Raw genomic sequence first — 22037 nt, forward strand, 5'->3', positions numbered from 1 at the left:
CCGAGGGCGCTTACGGCACCTTCCCGGCGGACCCAAGGTGCTTGATTTCAGGGCGGCATACGGAGAGACGCCAGGCCACCCCTTCTTGCGCTGTGACTGATCGCTGTTCTCCCGGAGGCATCAGAGGCCGTCCTCCCATTGCCGGACATCTGCGAGTCAGCGCTCCTCCTTCGCCAGAAGGGCCGCGACGCCCACAAGCTGGCTGCCCGCGAATTGTGGACCGAGTCCGACCTCGTCTTCACCACCCGATACGGCACCCCGGTCGAGCTCCGCAACTTCAACCGCCGCTTCGCCTTTCGTTGCGAGCAGGTCGGCGTCCGCCTGATCCGCGTCCACGACACCCGCCACACCTGCGGCTCCTTGCTCGCGGCCTTGGACGTCCACCCACGTGTCGCGATGCAAATCCTCCGCCACACCCAGATCGCCGTAACGATGGAGGTCTACACCCACGTCCCCTTGGAGGAGACGCGCAAGGCCCTCCGCAAGCTCGGCACGAGCCTGGGTGCCGGCCGAGTGGACTGGTCGGCTTCATCTCATGAGAGTGGTAGTTCCGAACCGGCGGAAAGCGACGAAAGGCGGCGGTGAAAGAAGGGGTAGTCTGGTGACTTAAAATACCGTCGCCCTTTTGCTTGAGCCTTGCGATCAACCACCGCATGAACTTGGGAGTCAATCTCATGGTTCATGCGGTGGTACGGGTTCTTGTAACGGACTTGGAAGGCGATGCTCGGCTCAGCAGCGGCTGCCTTAACGCTGGTTAGGGATAGAGATCAAGCCGTCGCCTCCCTCGGGAGCCTGGCTATCGAGAAGGTCAACGAGGTAGAGATAGGCCGCCCTAACGACCCAAAGCGCTGAGATGGTCGCCTTCTCTAGTTCCGTAATATCGACGGAGCTGAAGGTTTCCTTGGTCGGACCGGTGGGGCGTCCAAATGTTGCATGCACGAGTCGATGGGTCCCCGCGTTACGCAACAACTTCGCATCCGAATACATTCCATTTTCTATGTCGATGGCCAGTTCGGCGAGGGCTAGTATCGGTCGGCGGCCGGCGTCACCTGCAGTTAGGGAAGGACGAATATCGCTGCTTTTGGAGTCCATCCAGTACTTGGTGAATCCGACCTTCGCTGGATTCATCCCAGATTTGAAGTGTTCATTAGCGGTAACGGCAATCTTGTCGAGGACGTCAAGGGCGGAGCGCTGTGCCAGCAGGAGCATTGCTGTTCCCTCGCCGTAGAAGCCACCGTCGAGCGTGTCGGTGTAGACCCCGCTGTCATCCGGATGCTGGAGGAGTTCCGACTCGTTGATCATGGTGACGCCGCGGAAGGCGAGTCGACGCGCCACTAGGAATTCGGCCTTGAGGACGTTGAAGGCCGCGAAAATATTTGGAACTGACGCATCTGTGGAATCTGCAGCCACTGCAGAAACGGATGCGGAATCCCAGCGCTCGCCGTCGGAGCCGAGCCCTTCAACCACCTCCACAAGAGCTAGACGATGCTTGACGATCCATTGCTGATACGGGTCGAGCGTGTTACCGGTGTGGGAGAGGTGCCCTTCGGTATCTGCGAGTTCCAACGAGCGCCATCGTTCTGCAGCTCCGACACCTGCGATCTCGACCGTCTGTTCGTCCAGCACCTGCGCCAGAAGCACGTACCGGTTATAAACGGCTGCGAGGTGTCCTTGCTGGCCAGTGCCAATCATGAGCCTACGACGCAACAGCTCCGCGATGTTGCCAGCAGCATTCCCATTGCTCGGATCGGCAAGTAGTGAGTCAGTGTATGCGGCGTACGATTCCACCCAACGTCCTGATTCATCGAGGACGTTTCCGAGATTGCACAGTGCCCGCGACCGAGCTGGAGGTGGAACTGCAGCGTCATTCCCGACCGAGCTGAGAAGGGTACGTGCAACCCGAAGGTCTTCAGTGTTCTTGAGGCGGAACTCAGGATCAGAGACTTGAGAGAAGTGGCCGCATGTGTCGGTTGCTTCCTCTATTTGGTATCTCTCCAGAATCCCATTGGCGTAGTTGTATCGCCCCTGCTGACGTAGTTTCCAAGGGAGAGCCTCGTCGTCGATCAGTTGTGCCGCCCACTTGACACCGGTCTTGAGCCCTTCCACGTCGTGAGCATCTGCAGCGATGTTGATCATCACGGACGACAACATCAAACGAAGCAGAGCCCGTGGTATTCCGTCTTGTGTACTCTCGTCGACTGCTCTGTCCAGGCGGATAAGCGACCGCATTGCCTCTTCGCGATCGGCTTCGGTACAGTCGTTCAGTCTGATGATTTTTTCGCTGAGTGCATCGAAGACTGCAGATACTTCGACCTCATCCATGTGCCAGTCCTGTTCATCCGAGTCTGCCTTGGCGCCACGGGTCGCTGGCCGAAGTGACGGGGAGCTTAACAGTCAAGTCGCCGCGAGCACCAGCTTTTCCGCTGCTTGGGTGGACTGCCTCCGCTTTCGTACTTCCGACGTAGATGGTCGGTACCCGGTACGTCTTCCGAGAATCAACCAATGCCGCAGGTCAGCCTCGCCATCATGTTTGAGTTGCCCACTGGCTGTACGCCGAGTCCAGAGCCTCCTTCCCCGCGATCAACCGGTCGAGGTCCCTATTGAGAAAGCCCGAGGCTATCGGCATCGGCGACTTGGTCAGAGAATGCATCGGTGTCGGCCTGGACATAGGTGGCTGAGCGGCTTGTGGGGAGATCCTTATTAAGCAGGCAGGAGGGCCGCAACTGCCGAGTGGACGGCTTCGGCGGCGGTGACGACGCTGGGTATCGCGGCACATGTGGTGGTCAGTGTCTCGAGCATGAAGCGCAGTGCACCTGGGTCGCTGTCGGGAGCCGCGAGACGCGGGCTGATAGCGTCCAAGGCGCGTAGGGCTTGTTCGGCTTCGGGGTGCTGGAGGCGGAGAGCTTCGAGGCGTTGGCGTAGATCGGTGATGCTGTCTTGGGCGTGGTCCACTGCGCCGGGAGCGATGTGATTGGTCTGTGAGGCGTTCGAGGAAAAGGCTGCGGCCTGTACGGGGCCGTTGATCGAGCCGCTGTTGATGATGCCGAAGTTGGCGCCGTTGGGGTTGGGGTCCGGATGGTTGCGGCCGAGGGGCATGGCGACTCCTAACTCATCTGAGCGTCGTTGGAGAAGGGTGCTGACTGAACGGCGCCGTTCATGGTGCCGCCGTTCATGACGCCGAAGTTGTATATCGCGGTGGCTTGTTGCGCGTAGGCGGCGATGTCGACGTTGTGGTCGCGGAGGAATATCTCGGTGGAGTCGAAGACACGGCGCTGCATCATCTGGACGTAGTAGCGGGCATCGTCGTTCGTGTGCATGTCCTCGATCCGGCGCAGGCTGTAGACCTCCCGCAGGCTGACCGGCCCGGGATCTTCGCCGAGTTCGGGGACTGGTCGGGAAGTGCGGCCGCGGAACAGCCGGTTGATTCCTACGACGATGTCCCCGACGGCGTTCAGGCCGGCTCGGCTCAGCCACCGGGACGTCAGCGGTGCGGTGGCGCTCAGCCCGTCGACAGCAGGGTTGAGTGGCGCCATGATGTGCGGCCGGACGGTGACGCGTAGGAAGCCGCCGGCGTAGGCGAAGTGGACCAGGACAGATGCGACCAGCTCGCCGTTCCAGTCGGTGATCCGAGCCCAGACGTAGCGACGGGCGGTGTCGGTGCCCGGCAGGCTGCTGACTTTGTCGTTCGCCGCGAGGGATGCCAGTCCGCGCCAGGCGTCGTCATCCAGCCTTGCCCAGCGATCTCGAGAGATGCCGGCTATGCCGATGACGTCGATGAGGAGCTTCGGGTGGAGGCGGTCATGTGTGGGTGCGGGGTCGGACAGCCGCTTGATGATGTAGGCGTGCAGGTCGGTGTCCCGGAAGTGCTTCATCGGCTTGCGCGCGCTGGTCCGCTTGCCGTGCTGCGAGAGTGCAGCGAGGACTGCTGCGGCGACGTCCTCGTTCTTCGACCCGGTCTTCGGCCTTGGGACGAACGGGGTAGCGGGCTCGTCGTCATCCTGGCTCTCGGGCGCGGACTCGACGTCGATGCCGATCACCGCCTCCTGCCACGCAGTCAGGCCGGCGCCCAGGAATCGGTCGCGCGGCCCGCCACGGCCCGCCTCGCGTACATAGGGGAGGGCGGGACTCTGTGAGTCGGATGGCGCGGTGGGCAGGCCGCCGGAGAGGAGCGCGTTGGACCGTTGCTGGGCGGCGTACCTGTCTGCCAGGTAGACGAGCCAGCAGCCGATCAGCGCGAGGATGGCGGCCGTCCCGCTCGGAAGCCAGCCCATGATCGCTAAGCCGAAGGAACCGAGCACCACCGCGGCCAGGGTGGCGGTACGCCTTCGCACCTGTCGGATGGCCATGTCACAGACCCGCAGGACGGGTCCTTGATCGAAGGCGTGCGTCGGTACCCGACGGGCCTGTGAGGTGATCCGCTTCCGTACCCACATCGCGTAGTCCGGCCCGAGCACTACCGACGGCGCCGCAGGTTCGCTCTCTGGCGACGAGGCTTTCGGCGCAGCCACGGGTTTCAAGTGCAGGCGCTTCCGCACCCAAGCGATCAGCTGTGCACGTAACGCGAGCACCCAGCTCCGGACGTTCGCCAGCCGATCAGGCCGCACGTACGCCGCTGCGCATAACTGCCTGGTGATGCGTCCTGTGTACTCATCGGACTGTCCCTCGGTCGCCGGGCCGATCGGCACAGCAGGTACTGCGAAGATCGAGGATTTTTCGGTCGTGGACATTGCCCCCCCGGGCGCTCGTTCCCGTCACCAAGCCAACGAGGATGCCGATCCTCCTCGTGCCTGGCCTGCCTCGCTACTGAAACCCAGGAACAAGTCCGGCACCGGGCGCTTCGAGGAGGAAACTGACTGAAAGCAGCCAGACCGGTGCCTTGCATCGGCGCGGGTAAGCCGGACCCCGGGAGCCGAACAAGATATAGCGCGGAGCGCTAACCAGCACGATTGCTGTACTTCGCTGCTGTACGGGTACGCCAGAGGCCCTGCAGGATGATCCTGCAGGGCCTCTGACCTGGGTCGGGGTGGCGGGATTTGAACCCACGACCTCTTCGTCCCGAATGAGGTTCGATCAAGAACGACACCGAGCAGTTTAGTGTTTTGCCTGCTCAGGAGGTTGGATTGGAGTGGTCTCGGGCTGTCTGGACGAGGCTTCGGGAGCGGGCTGGCTCCCAGCGGGCAGCGCCTGTTGTCGAGCTTGCGCATCAGGTCGGTGACCAGCGCGTGATCGCGAGCAGCGTCGGAACACCCGGACGAATCCCGCAGGATCCGGGGCGTACTGGAGCCGTGTGTTCCGTTCTGCTTCCCGGAGCGCGAACACGCGCTCGGCTCTGCCGTACAGTCCCGGCCGCGCGGGAAGATCTTCAGCGGGATGACAGGGAGATTGCTGAACGACTCTCGGCAGACCACCTAGAAGTCATGGTCCGGCAGCCTCCCCAACTCAAAAGAGCCCATGCCAGATTCGCCCCGTGAATGCCGCCGCCGACCTCGGTTCTCCGGCTACTCCAGCACGGAGAGGAGTCCGCCCCACTTGCCCATATCTGGGGCGGGGAGCCCCCAGTCAAGGTACGGGCACCCGTCGCCGCCGCACGTGCCCCCGAGGAGAGGTTGGACTCCGGCGGCAACGAGCTCGGCCGCCAAGCCCTGGGGCGGGAGCAGGGCCATAGGGGGCCCGGCGAGCTCCGCACGTTCCAAGACAAGCCGGTCACGGGTGAGGAAAACGTGAGCGCCAACGGCCTGAGCCTCAAGTACCAAGTCGCGGTCAGCGCCATCAGGAAGGCCGGTCACTTCACCGACGGGAGTGGGCGACGGTCCGTGCGACGGCGCAGGCACAGACCAGTTTCCCACCTGGAATGCCAAGCTGTCCGCTAACGCGTTGATCGACGGAAGCCGCTGTTCCAGGAAGCGCTCGGTGACCTTCTTGGCGTCGGTCTTCGAGCGGGGGGTTACCACGAATCGAATATCGCGCAACAGCCAAAGGTTGAGAAGGTCCGCGAGGCCGTACAGCTCGTTGGTGTAGGCGATGTCCGCCGCAACTCGATCGGGCAGCGACTCATCGTTCATGACCGCGGCCCCATGCTGCTGGAGGTCGATCAGGACGTTCGAGTCGACGGCGACGACCAACGGACCGTGGTAGCCGGGTGGCAGCAGCCCCGGAAGGACGTGATGGCAGAAGCCCAGCCCGCCATCCTCGGTGACTTCGTGGAGCACCGCCGCAGACTACGCCGGTGCGGGAAAGCGATGTAGACCAGCCGAGGCACCGACCTTGCTGGCCAGGCTCAACTACCATCCTGCATAGGTGGGGATTTGGCCCGGGGGATGAGAACAGAGCTACTTGCGAGACGTCCAGAGGAACGTCTCGGTTCTCAGCTCCGTGGATCGCTCGGACACCACGCGTCGGCAAGGGGTTGCAACGGGGAGCAGGGCTGGAACTGGGCATGAAATACGACATCGCAGCCCCTGAACCTGCAGGCATGGTCGCCTCGCTCAGCTCTCTCGGCTATTCACTGCCCGCCGCCATCGCGGATCTCGTGGACAACAGCATCTCCGCGAAGGCAGCCAACATCGACATCGAGTTCACATGGGCTGGACAGGACTCGTGGATCGCTGTCGTCGACAACGGCGAAGGGATGAGTGCGGACGATCTCGTGACCGCCATGACCGTGGCTGCGCGCGGTCCCGCCACACCGCGTACCGCCACGGACCTGGGGCGCTTCGGCGTCGGACTCAAGTCCGCGTCGTTCTCCCAGGCCCGTCAGCTCACCGTCGCGACCGCTGTCTCCGGAGAGTGGCACGTACGTACGTGGGATCTCGACGTCGTTGAGAAGTTCGGTGAGTGGAGGCTGTTGCACGGCGCGGACGAGGCGACGGCGGACCTGCTCGACAGGATCCGCGGTAGGGCTGACCATGGCACGGTCGTTTTGTGGCGGCGGCTAAACGGATACCACGTCGACGGCGTGACCGAGGACGACGAGCGGACCCAGAAGCAGTTCTACGCAGAGGCCGCCCGCGCGGAGTCGCACTTGGGCATGGTCTTCGCCCGGTTCCTGACGGGCAGTCGTCGCCGCACCATGCGTGTCTCCGGTAGCCCGGTCGAGCCCTGGGACCCCTTCCTCTCCGGGCACCCTTCTGTTCAGCCCCTCCCTGTGGAGCAACTTCCGCTCGGCACCGGCTTCGTACGAGTGGAGGCGTTCGTCCTCCCCAGCGAGCAGCGGCTCACGCCTGCCGAGTACGACAAGGCCAGCGGCCCACGCGGTTGGCTCGACCAGCAGGGGTTCTACGTGTACCGGCGGGACCGTCTGATCCTGGCCGGTGACTGGCTTGGCCAGCGCGGTGTACGCCGCGAGGAGAAGTACAACCTGGCACGGATCGCCGTGGACATCCCCGCTGGGACGGACGTCGAGTGGGGCGTCGACGTCCGTAAGTCCAGCGTTGTGCCGCCCGTCGGCCTGCGTCCCCACCTCCGCCGGATCGCTCTGCAGGCTCGGAGGAGAGCCGCCGACGTGCTGCGCCACCGCGGGCAGATCGCGGCGCGAACGCACGGTGACCCACTCCTCTACGCGTGGAACGTCCGCCGTGCGAGTGACCAGGTCACCTGCAGGATCAACCGTGGTCACCCCTTGGTGAGGGCGGCGCTACGCCCCGGCGGCGCCAGTACAGATGACGTGCGAGCCCTGATCCGCCTGTTGGAGGAGACCGTGCCGGTTACGGCCCTCCGTGTGATGCATGAGACGGACACCAGTGACGACCCCGAGCCCTTCGGCGGTCCGGGACCTGCCGACGCCGGCGCGACGGAGGTCGCACAACGGATCTACGAGGCGATGGTCTCCGACGGTCGTTCGCCCGCAGCCGCCCGGGAGCGACTCCGGACCATGCCCCCCTTCGACCAAATGCAGGGCTTCTGGAGCGGGTGAGCCCGTTGTCAGCAGCCGCCCCTACCCTGCCCGATACCGTCCCCGTTCAGCTGGAGGTCAGCTGTGAGTTCCACCCCTGAGGACTCCTTCGAGTCCCTTGCCAAAGCCAGGCGCCTGGTTCTCGCGCTGCTGTCCCAGGACCGTCAGCCGACTCCGGAAGAGGTGCAGAACGCCGTCACCGTCATCTTCGGGATGTTGGCCGGCCAAGGGGAGGTTGTCGATCGAGACCAGCTGGCCAAGGAGATCGAGGCCATAACCGCCGTTTTCCAGGAGGGCTCCTCCGGACTGGAGAGCGACAGGGGACACGAGCCGTGGCTGCCAGAGGCGAAGAACGACCGCGAATGGGACTTCTGGGAGCGCTACCGTCGCTACCTCGAGGACGTCCGTAGCCTGCCCCCGGTAGTCGTGCGTCGGCTGGACCAGAGCACGGACGAGGTCCTGAGCCAGCTGGAGGACCCGCGCCGCATCGGATCCTGGCGCCGTACCGGCCTTGTGATCGGTCAGGTTCAGTCGGGCAAGACAGGGCAGTACATCGGGCTCGCCGCGAAGGCCGTGGACGCGGGATACCAGTTCGTGGTGGTCTTGGCCGGAATCCACAACGACCTCCGCAGCCAGACGCAGCTGCGTGTCGACGAGGGCCTCTTGGGTTTCGACACACAGCACCAGCAGCGGTCCAACCAGAACGGGAAGTCCCGTCTCATGGGTGCTGGGCGGATGCCCGGCGCCAAGAGGCTCGACATCGCGTCGCCCACGAACAGCTCCGAGAAGGGCGACTTCGGTCGTCAGGCGGCCAACGCGGTCAACTTCCCCCTCGGCCGGTTCCCGGTCGTCCTCGTCGTGAAGAAGCACTGGAAGATCCTTGAGTACCTCCGTACGTGGGTGACGGAGGTACAAGGCGCCGAGGATGAGACCGGCCGCAAGGTCGTGCGTGACATCCCGCTCTTCGTCATCGACGACGAGGCCGACAACGCCTCCATCAACACCAAGCGGGACCCTGACGCGGATCCGACGAAGACCAACGCCGCGATCCGAGACCTCATGCAGAGTTTCGAGAAGTCGGCCTACGTCGGGTACACCGCGACGCCGTACGCCAACATCTACATTGATCCCGATGTGGACCACGCCGCCCTCGGCGCCGACCTCTTCCCCGACAGCTTCATCCGGACGCTGCCCTCACCGTCCAACTACCTCGGCCCTGAGCGGGTCTTCGGACTCCAGGTCGACAACGACGACGAGGACGACGTGCCCCCGTTGCCGCTCGTGCGTCCCGTGGACGACGCCGAGAGCTGGGTTCCGAGCAAGCACAAGTCCTCCTTTGTCCCGTCCGACGACCTACCCCAGTCTCTGCGTGAGGCGATCGCCTCGTTCGTGCTCTCGTGTGCCGCTCGCAGGGCGCGGGGGCAGACGAAGGTGCACAACTCCATGCTGGTGCACGTCACCCGCTTCACCGCGGTCCAGGGGATCGTTCGTGACCAAGTGGCCGACCATCTGGGCCTTCTCGTGGACTCGCTCCGTGACCGGTACGGGCAGGCTCCGGAGCGGATGGCAGAGCTCCAAGCCCTGTGGGAGCGCGACTTCGTCCCCACCACGGACCACTTCCCCGCGGACGAGGCCGAGCCATTGACCTGGGAGGAGGTGGCCCCACAGGTCACGCCGGCCCTGCGCAAGATCGTGGTCAAGACGGTGAACGGCGCCTCACGTGACGCGCTCGACTACTACGAGCACCGTAGGACCGGTCTCTCCGTCATTGCCATCGGAGGTCAGAAACTCTCCCGAGGACTCACCCTGGAAGGGCTGACCGTCAGCTACTACCTGCGTACGTCCAATACCTACGACACCCTGCTGCAGATGGGCCGGTGGTTCGGATTCCGCCCGGGGTACGAGGACCTGTGCCGTCTCTACACGACGTCCGACCTCCAGGCCAAGTACGTCGAGGTGACCGCCGCGACCGACGAACTTCGCCGTGAGGTGGAGGAAATGGCCGCGCTCAACCTCACCCCAAGGAACTTCGGGCTGAAGGTACGTGCCTCCTCGCTCGGCCTCGCGATCACAGCCACCAACAAGATGCGCCAGGGTACGAAGGTCATGCTCAGTTACTCCGGCGAGGGCCCGGAGACTGTGATCTTCAACCTTGCTGAGAAGACCGTTGACCAAAACCTCAAGGCACTTGAGGACTTCGTCCAGCGGCTCGACGGCGTCGCGGCGGCCGAGTCGAAGGTTCCGGGCGGCAATGTCGCGTGGAAGTCGGTGCCTTCCGAGGTGATTGCCGACTTCCTCTCCAGCTACGAGACCGACCGCATGGCGCAGCGCGTCCGTCCAAGGTTCATCGCGAAGTACATCGACCAGTGCGTGGCGGTGGGCGAACTGCACGAGTGGACGGTGCACCTGGTCGGCAAGTCCGCGGCACAGGATCCGCAGAACGTCGCCGGACACACCATCGGGCCGGTGACCCGCGCGGCGATCAATCCCGGTTTCAGGACGGAGGGGCGCTACACGATCCGCCGGGTACTCAGCCCGCCTGACGAGTACCTCGACCTCGAACCGGCCCAGGTGAAGGCCGCTCTTGACGCCACGCAGATAGCCGCGGCGATGAAGAAGAAGGAGAAGGTTCCCCAGACCCCCTCGGGCGAGCACCTACGCTGGCAGAGGAGGCCCGACCAGGCCCTGCTGCTGATCTACCTGATCGAGCGGCCGGCGGCCTCTCCGGACGGTGAGGCAGAGCCGCCTCTGGTGGGCTTCAAGGTGAGCTTCCCCCGCTCCGAGCACCAGTCCGACACGGAGTACGTCGTCAACACCATCTGGCAGCAGGAGGGCCTCGACGCCTTCGACGACGAGGAGGGCGGGGAGTGACCGTCACCGAGGCCGAGTGGCGTGGCCTGGAGACCCCCCAGAGCACGCCCGGTAGGTCCCGGCTTCGGCTACACCCGAACGCTCCTCTGGACGTCTTCCTGTCCGTCTCCCACCCCGGTCACCAACGCATGTTGGTTCTCAGGACCGACGCCCGCTCCGCGGACCACATCGTGCGCTCGGTGGGGCGGCTGCCGCGTGCGGCCGGACTGGAGATGAACCTGAGCGCGGTGTCGCGGCTCGAGTACGAACTCCAGGTGGTCCTGACCGCGAACGAACTGCGTGAGGTTTTCAACCCGCTCGTCACCGACGTTGCCGACACCGTCAGGGACGCCCCCGAGGCCGCTGCCGCCCTGACCGCCGCCGTGGACAGGTTCGAGCGGTGGCAGGACCTCCTTCGCTCCGTAAGTAGGGCCGGCCTGGCTCCCGAGGCGCGCCGCGGCCTCGCGGGCGAGCTCCTCGTACTCCGAGAGCACGTCCTGCCCGCCGTCGACCCGGCTGACGCCGTGGAGGCGTGGACTGGTCCGAGCGGAGCCAACCAGGACTTCCAGCTATCCGAGGTGGCGATCGAGGCGAAGGCCAGCACCGCCAAGCGTCCGCGTAGCATCAGTATCGCCAGCGAGCGGCAGCTGGACGGCACCGGCACGCCCGCGCTGCTGCTGGCACTGGTGATGCTTGACGAACGGCGTGGTGGTTCGGGCGAGAGTCTGAACCGGCTGGTCGAACGCATACGCGAGCGGCTCACCAGCTCCGCTGACCGGGCTCAGTTCGATGGGCGTCTCGTCCGAGCCGGATACCTTCCCGGACAGCGAGACATGTACGACGAGCCCCGCTACACCCTTCGCGACCTGCACTTCTGGCATGTGCGGGGGGATTTTCCGAGAATTGTTGAAGCGGATCTCGCCGCAGGTGTCGGCGACTGCACTTACCACGTGAGTACCTCGGGGCTGGATCAGTACCGTGCCACGACCGACGAGGTGACCGAACTGATCGGGGGCTTGCATGCCTGAGCTCGACCTGTCCGAGTACTCCCGCGATCTCGTGGCAGATGTCCAGGCGACCGCCGACGCTGAGGGAACCAACCCCCCGGAGGCGTTCACCCGACGGGTCTTCGAAGACCTGGAGCAGGCGGGCATCGCTTCCAACACCTTCACCGCTTACCACAAGGCGCAAGGGCATCTGGTCCACGGATATGGCATCGGGGAGTCCGGGGAGTGCCTCGACCTGTTCGTCACGGACTTCACCTTGGGCCCCTCGGAGTCCAAGCTCACGAAGAGCCAGACCGAGACGGCCTTCAAGCGGCTGCTGACGTTCGTAAAACGGTGCCGGGACGGGCTGCGTCAGCACATCGACGAGTCGTTCGATGTCTACGACATGTGCGCGGCGGTCGAGAAGGCCCTCACCGAGGTACAGAGGATCCGGCTCTTCCTCCTCAGCAACCGTGTCGGCACCAGCACCGTGGTTTCGCCCACCGACTTCGACGGTCTCCCCGTGACCCACGAGGTGTGGGACCTGGCGCGGCTGCACCGCCATGCGACGTCCGGCAGCATCAGCGAGCCCATCGTGGTCTCCTTCGAACCTCCGCTGCCGTGTGTCTCCGCGCCCAGCAGCGAGTCGGACCACTCGGTGGCCATGGCGGTCATCCCGGGGCGGAGACTGGCCGAGCTGTACGGGGAGTACGGCACCCGACTCCTCGAACTCAACGTCCGCTCGTTCCTGCAGGCCCGTGGCTCGGTGAACCGGGGAATCAGGGAGACGCTCCTGAGTGCGCCCGGCAGGTTCCTGGCGTACAACAACGGCATCACGGCGACCGCCTCGCAGGTCGACTTCGTGCACGGCCCGGACGGACAGCCGACAGGCATTTCCCGTGTTCACGGACTCCAAGTGGTGAACGGTGGCCAGACGACGGCGTCACTGCACTACGCGCAGAGCCGCGACAAGGCGGATCTCTCGCATGTGTCGGTACAGATGAAACTGACGGAGGTGTCACCCGAGCGGCTCGCGGAGATCGTGCCGATGATCTCCGAGTACTCGAACACACAGAACCGGGTGACGCTGGTCGACTTCAGTTCGAACCACGAGTACCACGTGGCCGTCCAGCGGATCACGCGATCCCTTTGGGCGTCGGCGACCGACGGGAGCGGTCAGGAGACTCACTGGTTTTACGAGCGTGCACGCGGCCAGTACACCGACGAGGTGGCCAAGGCCCGGACCCCTGCGAAGCAGCGCACCTTCAAGAAGCTCAACCCTACGAGGCAGAAGTTCACGAAGGCGGACCTCGCCAAGTACGTCAACTCTTGGAACCACCTTCCGTTCCAGGTCAGTCGTGGAGCGCAGAAGAATTTTGCGGCGTTCATGATCCGCATCGACGAGGCGCCCCCTCACGTCGACGTGCAGTACTGCCAACGCGTGATCGCGATGGCTGTTCTGTTCAACGCGGTCGACCGCATCGCGGCGACCCACGAGGCAGGCAGTTACAAGAGCATGATCACGACCTACACGGTGGCACGCCTGTCCCTCGCCACGGACCGGCGCATCGACCTCGACCGGATCTGGCGTGAACAGCGGATCTCGCCGGCTCTCGAAGACGCGATCGACGATCTGTGTCCCAGGGTCATGGCGGTGGTGACCAATCCACGCGAAGGCAACCACGTGGGCGAATGGGCCAAGAAGCCCAGCTGTTGGGACGCGGTCTCCAGGGTTCGCTGGACCGTCCCCCGCGACCTGCAGTCGGAGCTCCTTGAGCATCCCTTGGACGAGGAGGCGCTGGCGGGCGGCACCGAGGGAGACGAGGGGGCCAGGGATGAGGTGACGATGGTCCCCGCGGACGAGTGGTACGCGCTCGAGCAGTGGGCCAAGGAGACCCACAACCTCGTACCCGCACAGCGTCAGCTGGCCCAGTACGTCGGAAGGCGTCTCGAACTCGACCAAGAGGTCCCCGAGCCGCAGGCGGTGCAGGCCCTGCACGCTCGCAACGAGGCCCTGTCCCTCGGGTTCACCCCCGGGGCGTAGACGACACCCCACCTACGGTCAGAGCTGCCCCCGCTCGATCAGGTCACTCATCGCGTCCTCGGCGCGGCGGAGCACCGTCCGTCCGTCTCCGTCACTGAACGCGATGAGCGCAGCCTCCGGCGTGATGCCCGCCTCCGCGAGCAGGCTCATGGGGAGTTCGATCCGGCCCTGGCTGTCGATCCGGAGTTCAGATGGTTCCCTAAGCATGGGAAGAGTGTGGCGCCCCTCCCTTCGCCCAGATTGGCCGACGGCGGGACAACGAACATGGCAACGGGAGACGACACGGCGGGCACCGGTTGGGTCACAGTACCGGGAAGAGCGGTCACCGACTTCAGCGCCGGGTGGCGGCCCGCTGCAGAGCGGACTTCGTCCTGCCCAGGTGCCGCGTTGCCGTCTTCGTCGACGGATGCTTCTGGCACGGCTGCCCTGTACACGGGCCCAAGGACTTCCGAGGCCCGAACGCCTCGCTGTGGAGGGAGAAGATCGAGATCAACAGAGAGCGGGACCGCCGCAACACAATGGCAGCCGAGTCAGAGGAGTGGACCGTCGTCCGCGTCTGGGAGTGCGAGATCCGCACCGATGTCGAGCAGGCCGCGCGCAGGGTGTACACAGCTTGCATCGGGCAGTCCTCCTGAACGCCCTCTTCCAGCGTGCCCCCTACGCCGAAGGGCGCTTCCTATCTCCGCGTTCCTTGACCTCTGATGCCCTGTTGCCGTTTGTGGTCACTGAGACGTCTGAGGCATCGGACTTCCGCTTGCAGTGTTTACTCAGCGGGCATTCGGCGCACATCGGTTCACGCGCGCTGCAGACGGTGCTGCTGATGAGACGCAACGCAGCCATGCGGAGCGGTGCATCCTCGCCCCCGGCGCCCACGAGCCTCACCAGGTTGACCCGGCCGTCACTGAGTCTGTTCGTACGGTCCGCGTCGCTGTCGTTCAGACGTGCGGCAACCCGCAGCGCCCCTTGGCCCACCCAGAGGAGGTCCTCGCCCACCAGCAGGCGATAGAGAGATGCTTCCGCCGGCTTGAGAGCGAGGCGCTTGGGAATCTCAAGACGCCTGCTCTCCTGCCAGGCAGCTGTGTCATCGACGAGGGGAGCAAGCCGTTCCAGTCGTGTCCTGACCTTCTCGGAGGGGGCTGCTTCCAAGAGGTTATGGAAGGCCTTGGACGTGAGGGTCTTGCGCCATCTCACGTCCTTCAGGATCTCGTCCAGTTGGGCTGCCGACGGTTTGGCGCCGGAGAGAAGCGCAATCACGGCTGCCGAGAGCTGTGACATCTGCTCGCCGGGGAGGTGGCACCAGTCGTCGCCGTTCCGCCTCTCCCGGGCCCAGGCCACTAGCTCCTCTCTGACCTGCCGCCAATGCGGCTGTAGTCCTCCGAGCTGTGCCTGTACGCCTTCCACGGGTGCCAGTGCTTCGGCTGCCGCCTTGCCCAACAGTGGTGGTACCGCGTTCCCGATCTGCCGAAAGGCGTCGCTACGGGTGCCGGCGAACCGGAACCAGTCTGGGAAGGTCTGCACCCTGGCCGCCTCACGCACAGTGAGTGTTCGGGGTTCGTCCGGATGGATGTACCAGTAGCCGTCCTTGGCGATATGCGCAGTGATGGAACGGCTGCGCTCGCCCCAGGCCAGCTTCTTGTACTTGTCCGTGAAGTTCTCGGCACTGTAGCGACGGAACTCCTTCGGAATATCCGAGTACAGGGTCTTGGAGTCCATGTGCTCGGAGAAGATCTTCCAGTCGTCGTCTCGGACCCGGCGCGTCATGTGGTCCCAGACAAGCCCCTCCGGGGCGCCCTTACGCATCATCTCCACGAAGGCTGAGGGAGCCTCTGGCATGCGGTAGGCCATCTCTCGTTCGCCGACGCGTTTCCTGGGCTGCGGATCGAGGCGGGGAAGGTCGCCGATCGCCTCACGGAGGTTGGTGAAGCCGTCCTGCTTCGGCTGCCAGTCGAAGCGCTCGACGTCGTTCCTCGCGAGCAGGATCAGGCGCTTCCGGTGCTGGGGAACACCGTAGTGCCAGGCGTCGACAAGGCGGACCTGCGTGGCGTACCCAAGATCCTCCAGGTGCTGCTCGATTGTGCGCACCACGAAGAAGTCGTCTCCAAGCCCCATGTCTGGCACGTTTTCCATGAGGATGGCCCGGGGCCTGACACGCGTGACAACGTCCACGTAGGCGCGCCACAGTTCCTTGCGAAGATCCTCCGGGTCCCGCTTGTGGTTCGTCACAAGATCCCGGATCTTGCTGCGTCCGGCGCGGCTGAAGGGCTGGCAGGGAGGCCCGCCTGCGATCAGGTCGATGTCAGCAGTCTTCAGGAGCTCAACCAAGTGGTCACGCTCGTCAGGGTTACCGAGGTCCATGTGGAGACTCATGCCGGGAAAGTTCGCCGCATGGGTCTCCAGAGCGCGCTCGTCGAAGTCGACGGCAGCCGCGACCGTCCAACCCGCCTGCTTCACGCCGTAGCTCAGACCACCGGCGCCGGAGAACAGGTCGACGGCGAGCCGCTGGCCCTTACCGTGGGTCTTCAGCCATTTCCGGAAGTCCTCCGGAGAGCAGCTCTCCTCGTGCCGTTCGAGCGGAAGGTAGTCGCTCCGCTCCAGGGGTACGCCGTACTTCCCCTTCTCCACAGCACAACCTCCAACAGGCACGGGACGAACGAGCACCAGGAGATCACGGACACGCTCGCGGAAGCAACAACTTCGACGAGGTCGAGCCACCCGAACACCCGGCATCCACCTGGCTTGATTCACCAGTGGGCTTCATGATCGGTGAGGTCCGCACTCTGTGTTTTCGAGGTGATGTTCCTGGGACACCCCTCGAAATGATCGATCGTACGGGATGCCACCGACAGCTCGATCACGGGCCTCGCGGACAAGCGCCCCGTTCCACCCCCTACGCCTCAACGGGTCGGCTCACCAGAAGGAATATCCGAGTGACCTTCTTCCTGGTCGGCGCCACTCAGGGGCGGTATTCGGCCACTTCCGAGCAACGGGCCCTCGGTCGCACAGCCACACACGGGCGGTCATCCGCAACGTCGATACAATCTACCTCTCTGGCTACGCTGAGGCTGGACCGTGACGGACCGAAAGTGAGGCCCAGTTGGATTCGGAGGGTACGGAAGCGTATCTCCGGCCGCGCGCGCGGCTGATGAGCACCTTGGGTGAGGAGCTGATCAGCAACGAGCGGGTGGCACTCACCGAACTTGTGAAGAACTCCTACGACGCCGATGCCAGCCTCGTGCTGATCCGCTTCAACCCGCCGCTAGTGGAGGGGCATGGCTCGATCGAAGTATGGGACGACGGGCACGGCATGTCCCCGGACACAGTGCGTGGCACCTGGATGGAGATCGCTACTCCGCATAGGCACCGGAACCGCCGCAGCGAGTCGGGTGTGCGGCGTGTGCTCGGGGCCAAGGGCATCGGTCGGTTCGCAGCCGCCCGCTTGGCCAACGTCACCACCATCACGACGCGACGGGCCAGCGACCCAGAAGTCACCCTCCGTATCAACTGGGGAAACTTCACGCAGGGTGACGCCTACCTGGACGAGGTTCCGGTCACTTGGTCCACGGCCTTGCCGTCCGTCTTCGCGGTGGGTGGCGAGGCGGCGCGGAACTTCGCTGACGTCGTCACGGGGTTCCAGACCGCATCGATCGACGCGTCGGTTGGCCACGGAACCGTAGTCCGACTTGAGAAGCTGAGGATGCCTTGGGGGCCTGACGCCGTTGAGGCCCTCAAGCGCTCGCTGTCACGGCTCCTGCCTCCGCCGCCTCCCGCTGAGTTGTCGGTGCCGGACCAGCCTGAGTTTGCCATCTACATAGACACCCCTGATGGTCCCCTTCGTCACCACCATGGCTTTGTCGCCGCGAGCGAAGCGCTGGCCCACCCGCTCTATCGGCTCGTCGGCACAGTGGATGCCGACGGTAATGCCCACTTGGCCATCTACTCCAACGGGAGCGAACCCGCGGTGGTCGTCGAGGAGAACATCCGGAAGGATTCGGACAGACCGTCCTGCGGACCACTGAAGCTGGACTTTCGCGTATGGGACCTAGAGAAGTCGGCGCTGGACCCGCTCTTCCATATTGATACCGGGTCGAAGAACCTCACCGAGGTGCGGAAGCTGATCCGGGACAACAGCGGCGTAGCGCTGTACCGGGACGGGTTCCGAGTCCAGCCTTTCGGCGAACCGGGCTACGACTGGCTTGGATTCGACCAGCGACGCGTCAATAACCCGACCATGCGGCTGTCCAATAACCAGGTTGCCGGATTTGTCTATATCTCGGCGGATGAGAACCCGGGCCTCCAGGACCGGTCGCACCGGGAAGGGCTGATTGATAGTCCGGAGTACGAGGAACTGAAGATGGTGATAGTGCAGGCGATCTCGAAACTTGAGATCCTGCGCTACAAGTTGCGCCGTCCGGAGTCCACCGTGGAAGTGGCCGACGAACCCTTGGTCAGTCCTCCCGAAGGGCGAGGTCACGGAGTCTTCCGGAGTTTCAACCTGGATCCTCTTCGGCAAGTCGCCAGCGAGCGGTATCCAGATGATGTCGTCCTGGGGCGAGCCATCGAGGAAGCCACGGAGACGATCAACGAAGGTGTGCGCAAAGTCCAGGAGATCATCTCCCAGTTCTCCCGGCTCGCGACACTAGGCACCCTTGTCGACGTTGTCCTCCACGAGGGTAGGACCGCCCTGGCCCGCATCGCATTCGACCTTCGTCGACTTAGGAAGATCACGGGAAAGGTCGAGGTCCATGACGCCGACCTGTCCGACGCGCTCGGGGAACTGCACACGGATTTCACCGCGCAGGAGAGGGCTATCGACCGGCTCTTCACTCGCATCGAACCTCTCAGTGGTCGGCAACGTGGGCGGCCACGAGAACTCTCGCTTCACCAGAGCATCTCTGCGGCTGTCTCCGTACTGGAATCTGAGATCGCCAAGTACGGTGTGACCGTCACAATCGGCGGAGAGGACGTAACGGTCACGGCCGAGCCGGGTGATATCAGGACACTCGTGCTAAATCTCGTCAATAACGCGGTCTACTGGTTGTCAACGATGCCCAGCGAGGCAGACCGGGAGATCTTGATCGAAACTGAGCGCAACCAAGAGGGCGAAGCCGACGTGGTGGATATCACGGTCAGCGACAGCGGGCCTGGAGTGCGTGTGGAGATCAAAGATCTGATCTTCGACACCTATTTCAGTGACAAGCCGGACGGCATCGGCCTCGGCCTCAGTATCGCAGGCAGCGTCGTGAAGGACTTCTACGATGGTGACCTGTCGCTGGTAAGCCCCGGCGCCCTCTCCGGCGCGAGTTTCCGGGCACGACTGCGAAGGAGAGTTGGGTGACGACGGCGGACGCCGCGTATCGCGTGCTCATCGTTGACGACGACGCCAAGATGACCGAGGACCTTCGTGGGCTCCTAACGGAAGAGCTCGCGGATCTGGGAGTCATCCAGTTCGAAGTCGAGCAGGACTTTGCCACCGCCGAAGAGCGGCTGAACCAAGAAGACTTCGACTTGGTCATCCTCGATGTCCGGGATGTTACTGAAGGTAGCCCGTCCGCAGACGCCGAGGGGCGCGGACGTGAGCTGTACAAGAAGATCGCCAGCGTCAGGTGGGTGCCAGTGGTCTTCTTCACGGGCGTCCCCCAGCAGGTACGCGGCTTGGAGGAGCCTCCCCTCATTCGAGTGGTGACGAAGAATGCTTTGGACGATATCGCCCCTGCGGTCAGGGAGGGGTTGCTCTCAGGAGTGCCGGCGTTGACACGTCGCATCTCCGGTCTCGTGGAGCGCCAGGTCCGCGACTTTATGCGCGACGTGGTTGCTCCGCACTGGACCGAGATGGCAGCTGCCGACCCGAACGAGATCGCTCCTGTCATCGTCAATCGCCTCGCAGCCTGGCTCAAGGAGAACGGTCTCCATGAGCTGGATCGCGTCGTGGAGGGTGACCTCGTCGCAACAGCACGGCGGTCCGAGGCGGCACGGGTCTATCTGATGCCCCCTGTGACCCATCACCTCACGGCGACAGACCTCCTTATCGACCCACAGGGCGGCTGGTGGCTGGTCCTTACGCCGGCTTGCGACCTCTATGAGGACCGTCCTGAATCAAGGGTTTCGAAGCCTCGTGTGGCGAAGGTCCAGTACGTGCACCTGGCCAAAGCAGACCGGGTGTTCACCGATGAGGGGAACAGCTCCGAGTCCCCGCCCATCATTTCGTGGCAGTCGAGCGCCAAGAGTAATAGGGATAAGGGCCTAGCGCAGCGCGCGTTCAGAGTCGATGACAATCGGTACCGTGCTCTCCCTCGCTATCTGGATGTTCCGGATCTAGTGATCGACTTCGAGAACGTAAGCTCCGTCGCGCTCGATGAGGCACGGGGTTGGAAGCGGGTTGCTACCCTCGATAGCCCCTTCTCCGAAGCAATGCTGATTGCATATAGCCGATCCGTCGGCCGTATCGGCACGCCGGACCTCAGCTTCGACGAGGTGCAGATGCGGCTAGGGCTCACGAAGCCGAAATCCGGGAGCTTCCCAGAGCAGCTGTCCTCCGCCCCGCAGAACGGTGCGGTGATCAGCCCCTGAGTTCTGCACTGTTGGTGTCGGCTGTGGTCCATACCCGTCGCCGACGACGCGACCCGCAGGAAGGTGGGGTGCATTGCGCAACCGGAGCGGTGGAGCGGCGAACAGCCCCATCTTTATCGCTCGGCGCTCTGGACGGTCTGGGGCAGGGGTCGGCCGCAGCGGAAGCTGTGGAAGCAGACGTACGAGTAGATGACGAGGGCCGCCGGAAAACGAGGGCGCGGGGAGAGGTGGAGTGGTTCAGGGCGGGCGCCCGGCGTCGGTACCCTGGAGCGCATGTCTACTGCCCCGGTTCGCGTTCGTTTCGCCCCGTCCCCGACCGGCATGTTCCATGTCGGTGGCGCACGGTCCGCTCTCTACAACTGGGCCGTGGCACGACAGTCCGGCGGCACGTTCGTCCTGCGGATCGAGGACACCGACGCGGCCCGGAACAAGCCGGAGTGGATCGACGGCATCATCAGCGCGCTCGCGGCGATCGGCATCCATGGTGAGGACGCGGCCTTCGAGGGGCCGTATTTCCAGTCTCACAACGCGGCCCGGCACAGCGAGGCCGCCCAGCAGCTGTACGCGGCGGGCAAGGCGTACTACTGCGACTGCACCCGGGAGCAGCTGAAGGAGCGCACCGGGTCGGAGCACCTTGGGTACGACGGGTTCTGTCGGGACCGGGGGCTGGCCTTCGAGGCGGGGCGGGCGCTGCGGTTCCAGACACCGGATGAGGGCGAGACCGTTGTGGTCGACCTGATCCGCGGGGAGCCGGCATTCCCGAACAGTGCGATCGAGGACTTCGTGATCGCCCGCGGTGACGGGTCCCCCGTCTTCCTGATCGCGAACGTGGTCGATGACCTGGACGAGGGCATTACTCAGGTCATCCGCGGCGAGGAGCACCTCTCGAACACGCCGAAGCAGCAGCTGCTGTGGGAGGCGCTCGGTGCCCGGCCGCCGGTGTGGGCGCACCTACCGGTGATCGTGAACGAGAAGCGGCAGAAGCTGTCCAAGCGTCGCGACAAGGTCGCGCTGGAGGACTACCTCGCCGAGGGCTTCCTTCCCGAGGCGATGGTGAACTACCTGATGCTCCTCGGCTGGGGCCCCGGCGGTGACCGGGAGCTCATGCCGTACGAGGAGCTGGAGCAGCTCTTCCGAATCGAGGACGTCAACACCGCCCCGGCGTTCTTCGACGTGAAGAAGCTGACGGCGTTCAACGGCGACTACATCCGTGCCCTGGCGCCCGCGCAGTTCGCAGCCGCCTGCGCGCCGTGGCTCGTCGCCCCGTACGCGCCGTGGCAGCCGGAGGCGTTCGACCAGGCGGTCTTCGAGACGGTGGCACCGCTGGCCCAGACCCGGCTGGCGTTGCTGTCCGAGATCACCAACAACGTGGACTTCCTGTTCCTCGACTCGCCTGTCGAGGACGAGGCGTCGTGGAACAAGGCGATGAAGGCGGGCGCCGACGGCATCCTGGCCGATGTCCGCGCCGAGTTCGCCACCGTCGCGGACTGGGAAGCGGACGGCCTGAAGGCCGTCACGCTCGCTGTGGGAGAGAAGCACGGGCTGAAGCTGGGCAAGGCCCAGGCGCCCATCCGGGTCGCGGTCACCGGCCGAACGATCGGACTCCCGCTGTTCGAGTCCATGGAGCTGCTCGGCCGGGACCGCGTGCTGGCCCGTCTGGACGCCGCGGCCGAGAAGCTGGCCGCGCAGGCGTAAGCGG

General features: G+C 64.5%; 15 protein-coding genes. 9 read left to right on the top strand and 6 right to left on the bottom strand.

Translation table 11 applies throughout. The features are described from left to right. Positions 1 to 138: 138 nt before the first annotated feature. Entirely contained in the window at positions 139 to 585 is a 447-nt protein-coding gene (locus tag OHS57_RS21060; RefSeq protein WP_328583003.1) for a tyrosine-type recombinase/integrase, read from the top strand. A 159-nt stretch (positions 586 to 744) separates the two neighbouring features. Here OHS57_RS21060 and OHS57_RS21065 read toward each other — a convergent pair whose 3' ends face one another. From OHS57_RS21065 to OHS57_RS21080, 4 genes are all read right to left on the bottom strand, one after another. Continuing rightward, the gene (locus tag OHS57_RS21065; protein ID WP_328583004.1) at positions 745 to 2322 is read right to left on the bottom strand and encodes an LA2681 family HEPN domain-containing protein; all 1578 of its coding nucleotides are present in this window, start codon (positions 2320 to 2322) and stop codon (positions 745 to 747) included. A gap of 378 nt (positions 2323 to 2700) precedes the next feature. Next, positions 2701 to 3096: a hypothetical protein gene (locus tag OHS57_RS21070; protein WP_328583005.1), complete on the bottom strand. Its 396-nt coding sequence runs from the start codon at positions 3094 to 3096 to the stop codon at positions 2701 to 2703. A gap of 8 nt (positions 3097 to 3104) precedes the next feature. After that, positions 3105 to 4727, bottom strand: a complete 1623-nt coding sequence (locus tag OHS57_RS21075) for a hypothetical protein (protein WP_328583006.1) — start codon at positions 4725 to 4727, stop codon at positions 3105 to 3107. A 771-nt stretch (positions 4728 to 5498) separates the two neighbouring features. Then, entirely contained in the window at positions 5499 to 6209 is a 711-nt protein-coding gene (locus OHS57_RS21080; RefSeq protein WP_328583007.1) for a hypothetical protein, read from the bottom strand. Positions 6210 to 6436: 227 nt separating this feature from the next. On the opposite strand from OHS57_RS21080, the gene OHS57_RS21085 reads away from it, so the two are divergent. The 4 genes from OHS57_RS21085 (at position 6437) to OHS57_RS21100 (ending at position 13771) form a co-directional block, all read left to right on the top strand. Further along, the gene (locus OHS57_RS21085) at positions 6437 to 7912 is read left to right on the top strand and encodes an ATP-binding protein (RefSeq protein ID WP_328583008.1); all 1476 of its coding nucleotides are present in this window, start codon (positions 6437 to 6439) and stop codon (positions 7910 to 7912) included. A 63-nt stretch (positions 7913 to 7975) separates the two neighbouring features. Further along, positions 7976 to 10762 (top strand): Z1 domain-containing protein, encoded by a 2787-nt coding sequence (locus tag OHS57_RS21090; protein ID WP_328583009.1) that lies wholly within the window; start codon positions 7976 to 7978, stop codon positions 10760 to 10762. Continuing rightward, on the top strand, positions 10759 to 11769 hold the full coding sequence (locus OHS57_RS21095; RefSeq protein ID WP_328583010.1) for a PD-(D/E)XK motif protein: 1011 nt from the start codon (positions 10759 to 10761) through the stop codon (positions 11767 to 11769). Before OHS57_RS21090 ends, OHS57_RS21095 begins: the two co-directional genes overlap by 4 nt. Beyond that, positions 11762 to 13771, top strand: a complete 2010-nt coding sequence (locus OHS57_RS21100; protein WP_328583011.1) for an AIPR family protein — start codon at positions 11762 to 11764, stop codon at positions 13769 to 13771. Before OHS57_RS21095 ends, OHS57_RS21100 begins: the two co-directional genes overlap by 8 nt. An 18-nt stretch (positions 13772 to 13789) precedes the next feature. Here OHS57_RS21100 and OHS57_RS21105 read toward each other — a convergent pair whose 3' ends face one another. After that, positions 13790 to 13978, bottom strand: coding sequence for a hypothetical protein (locus OHS57_RS21105; RefSeq protein ID WP_328583012.1), 189 nt, complete (start codon positions 13976 to 13978; stop codon positions 13790 to 13792). Positions 13979 to 14112: 134 nt separating this feature from the next. On the opposite strand from OHS57_RS21105, the gene OHS57_RS21110 reads away from it, so the two are divergent. Continuing rightward, complete coding sequence (locus tag OHS57_RS21110) at positions 14113 to 14406, top strand: hypothetical protein (protein WP_328585119.1); 294 nt, start codon at positions 14113 to 14115, stop codon at positions 14404 to 14406. Between the two features lie 22 nt (positions 14407 to 14428). Here the strand turns inward: OHS57_RS21110 and dcm are convergent, their stop codons facing one another. Continuing rightward, complete coding sequence (gene dcm / locus OHS57_RS21115) at positions 14429 to 16393, bottom strand: DNA (cytosine-5-)-methyltransferase (protein ID WP_328583013.1); 1965 nt, start codon at positions 16391 to 16393, stop codon at positions 14429 to 14431. A gap of 520 nt (positions 16394 to 16913) precedes the next feature. Here dcm and OHS57_RS21120 point away from each other — a divergent pair. The 3 genes from OHS57_RS21120 to gltX all read left to right on the top strand — a co-directional run bounded on the left by OHS57_RS21120 (position 16914) and on the right by gltX (position 22033). Continuing rightward, the gene (locus OHS57_RS21120; protein WP_328585120.1) at positions 16914 to 19106 is read left to right on the top strand and encodes a sensor histidine kinase; all 2193 of its coding nucleotides are present in this window, start codon (positions 16914 to 16916) and stop codon (positions 19104 to 19106) included. Further along, positions 19103 to 20338: a hypothetical protein gene (locus OHS57_RS21125; protein WP_328583014.1), complete on the top strand. Its 1236-nt coding sequence runs from the start codon at positions 19103 to 19105 to the stop codon at positions 20336 to 20338. Before OHS57_RS21120 ends, OHS57_RS21125 begins: the two co-directional genes overlap by 4 nt. Before the next feature lie 321 nt (positions 20339 to 20659). Continuing rightward, entirely contained in the window at positions 20660 to 22033 is a 1374-nt protein-coding gene (gene gltX / locus OHS57_RS21130; RefSeq protein WP_328585121.1) for a glutamate--tRNA ligase, read from the top strand. Positions 22034 to 22037 lie beyond the last annotated feature (4 nt).

Source organism: Streptomyces sp. NBC_00370 (genome assembly GCF_036084755.1).
Taxonomy (GTDB): Bacteria; Actinomycetota; Actinomycetes; order Streptomycetales; family Streptomycetaceae; genus Streptomyces.

Coding starts and splice junctions, on each gene's coding strand:
- OHS57_RS21065 (WP_328583004.1), bottom strand. CDS start 2,322: ATGGATGAGGTCGAAGTATCTGCAGTCTTCGATGCACTCAGCGAAAAA.
- OHS57_RS21070 (WP_328583005.1), bottom strand. CDS start 3,096: ATGCCCCTCGGCCGCAACCATCCGGACCCCAACCCCAACGGCGCCAAC.
- OHS57_RS21105 (WP_328583012.1), bottom strand. CDS start 13,978: ATGCTTAGGGAACCATCTGAACTCCGGATCGACAGCCAGGGCCGGATC.
- gltX (WP_328585121.1), top strand. CDS start 20,660: ATGTTCCATGTCGGTGGCGCACGGTCCGCTCTCTACAACTGGGCCGTG.
- OHS57_RS21075 (WP_328583006.1), bottom strand. CDS start 4,727: ATGTCCACGACCGAAAAATCCTCGATCTTCGCAGTACCTGCTGTGCCG.
- OHS57_RS21120 (WP_328585120.1), top strand. CDS start 16,914: ATGAGCACCTTGGGTGAGGAGCTGATCAGCAACGAGCGGGTGGCACTC.
- OHS57_RS21085 (WP_328583008.1), top strand. CDS start 6,437: ATGAAATACGACATCGCAGCCCCTGAACCTGCAGGCATGGTCGCCTCG.
- OHS57_RS21100 (WP_328583011.1), top strand. CDS start 11,762: ATGCCTGAGCTCGACCTGTCCGAGTACTCCCGCGATCTCGTGGCAGAT.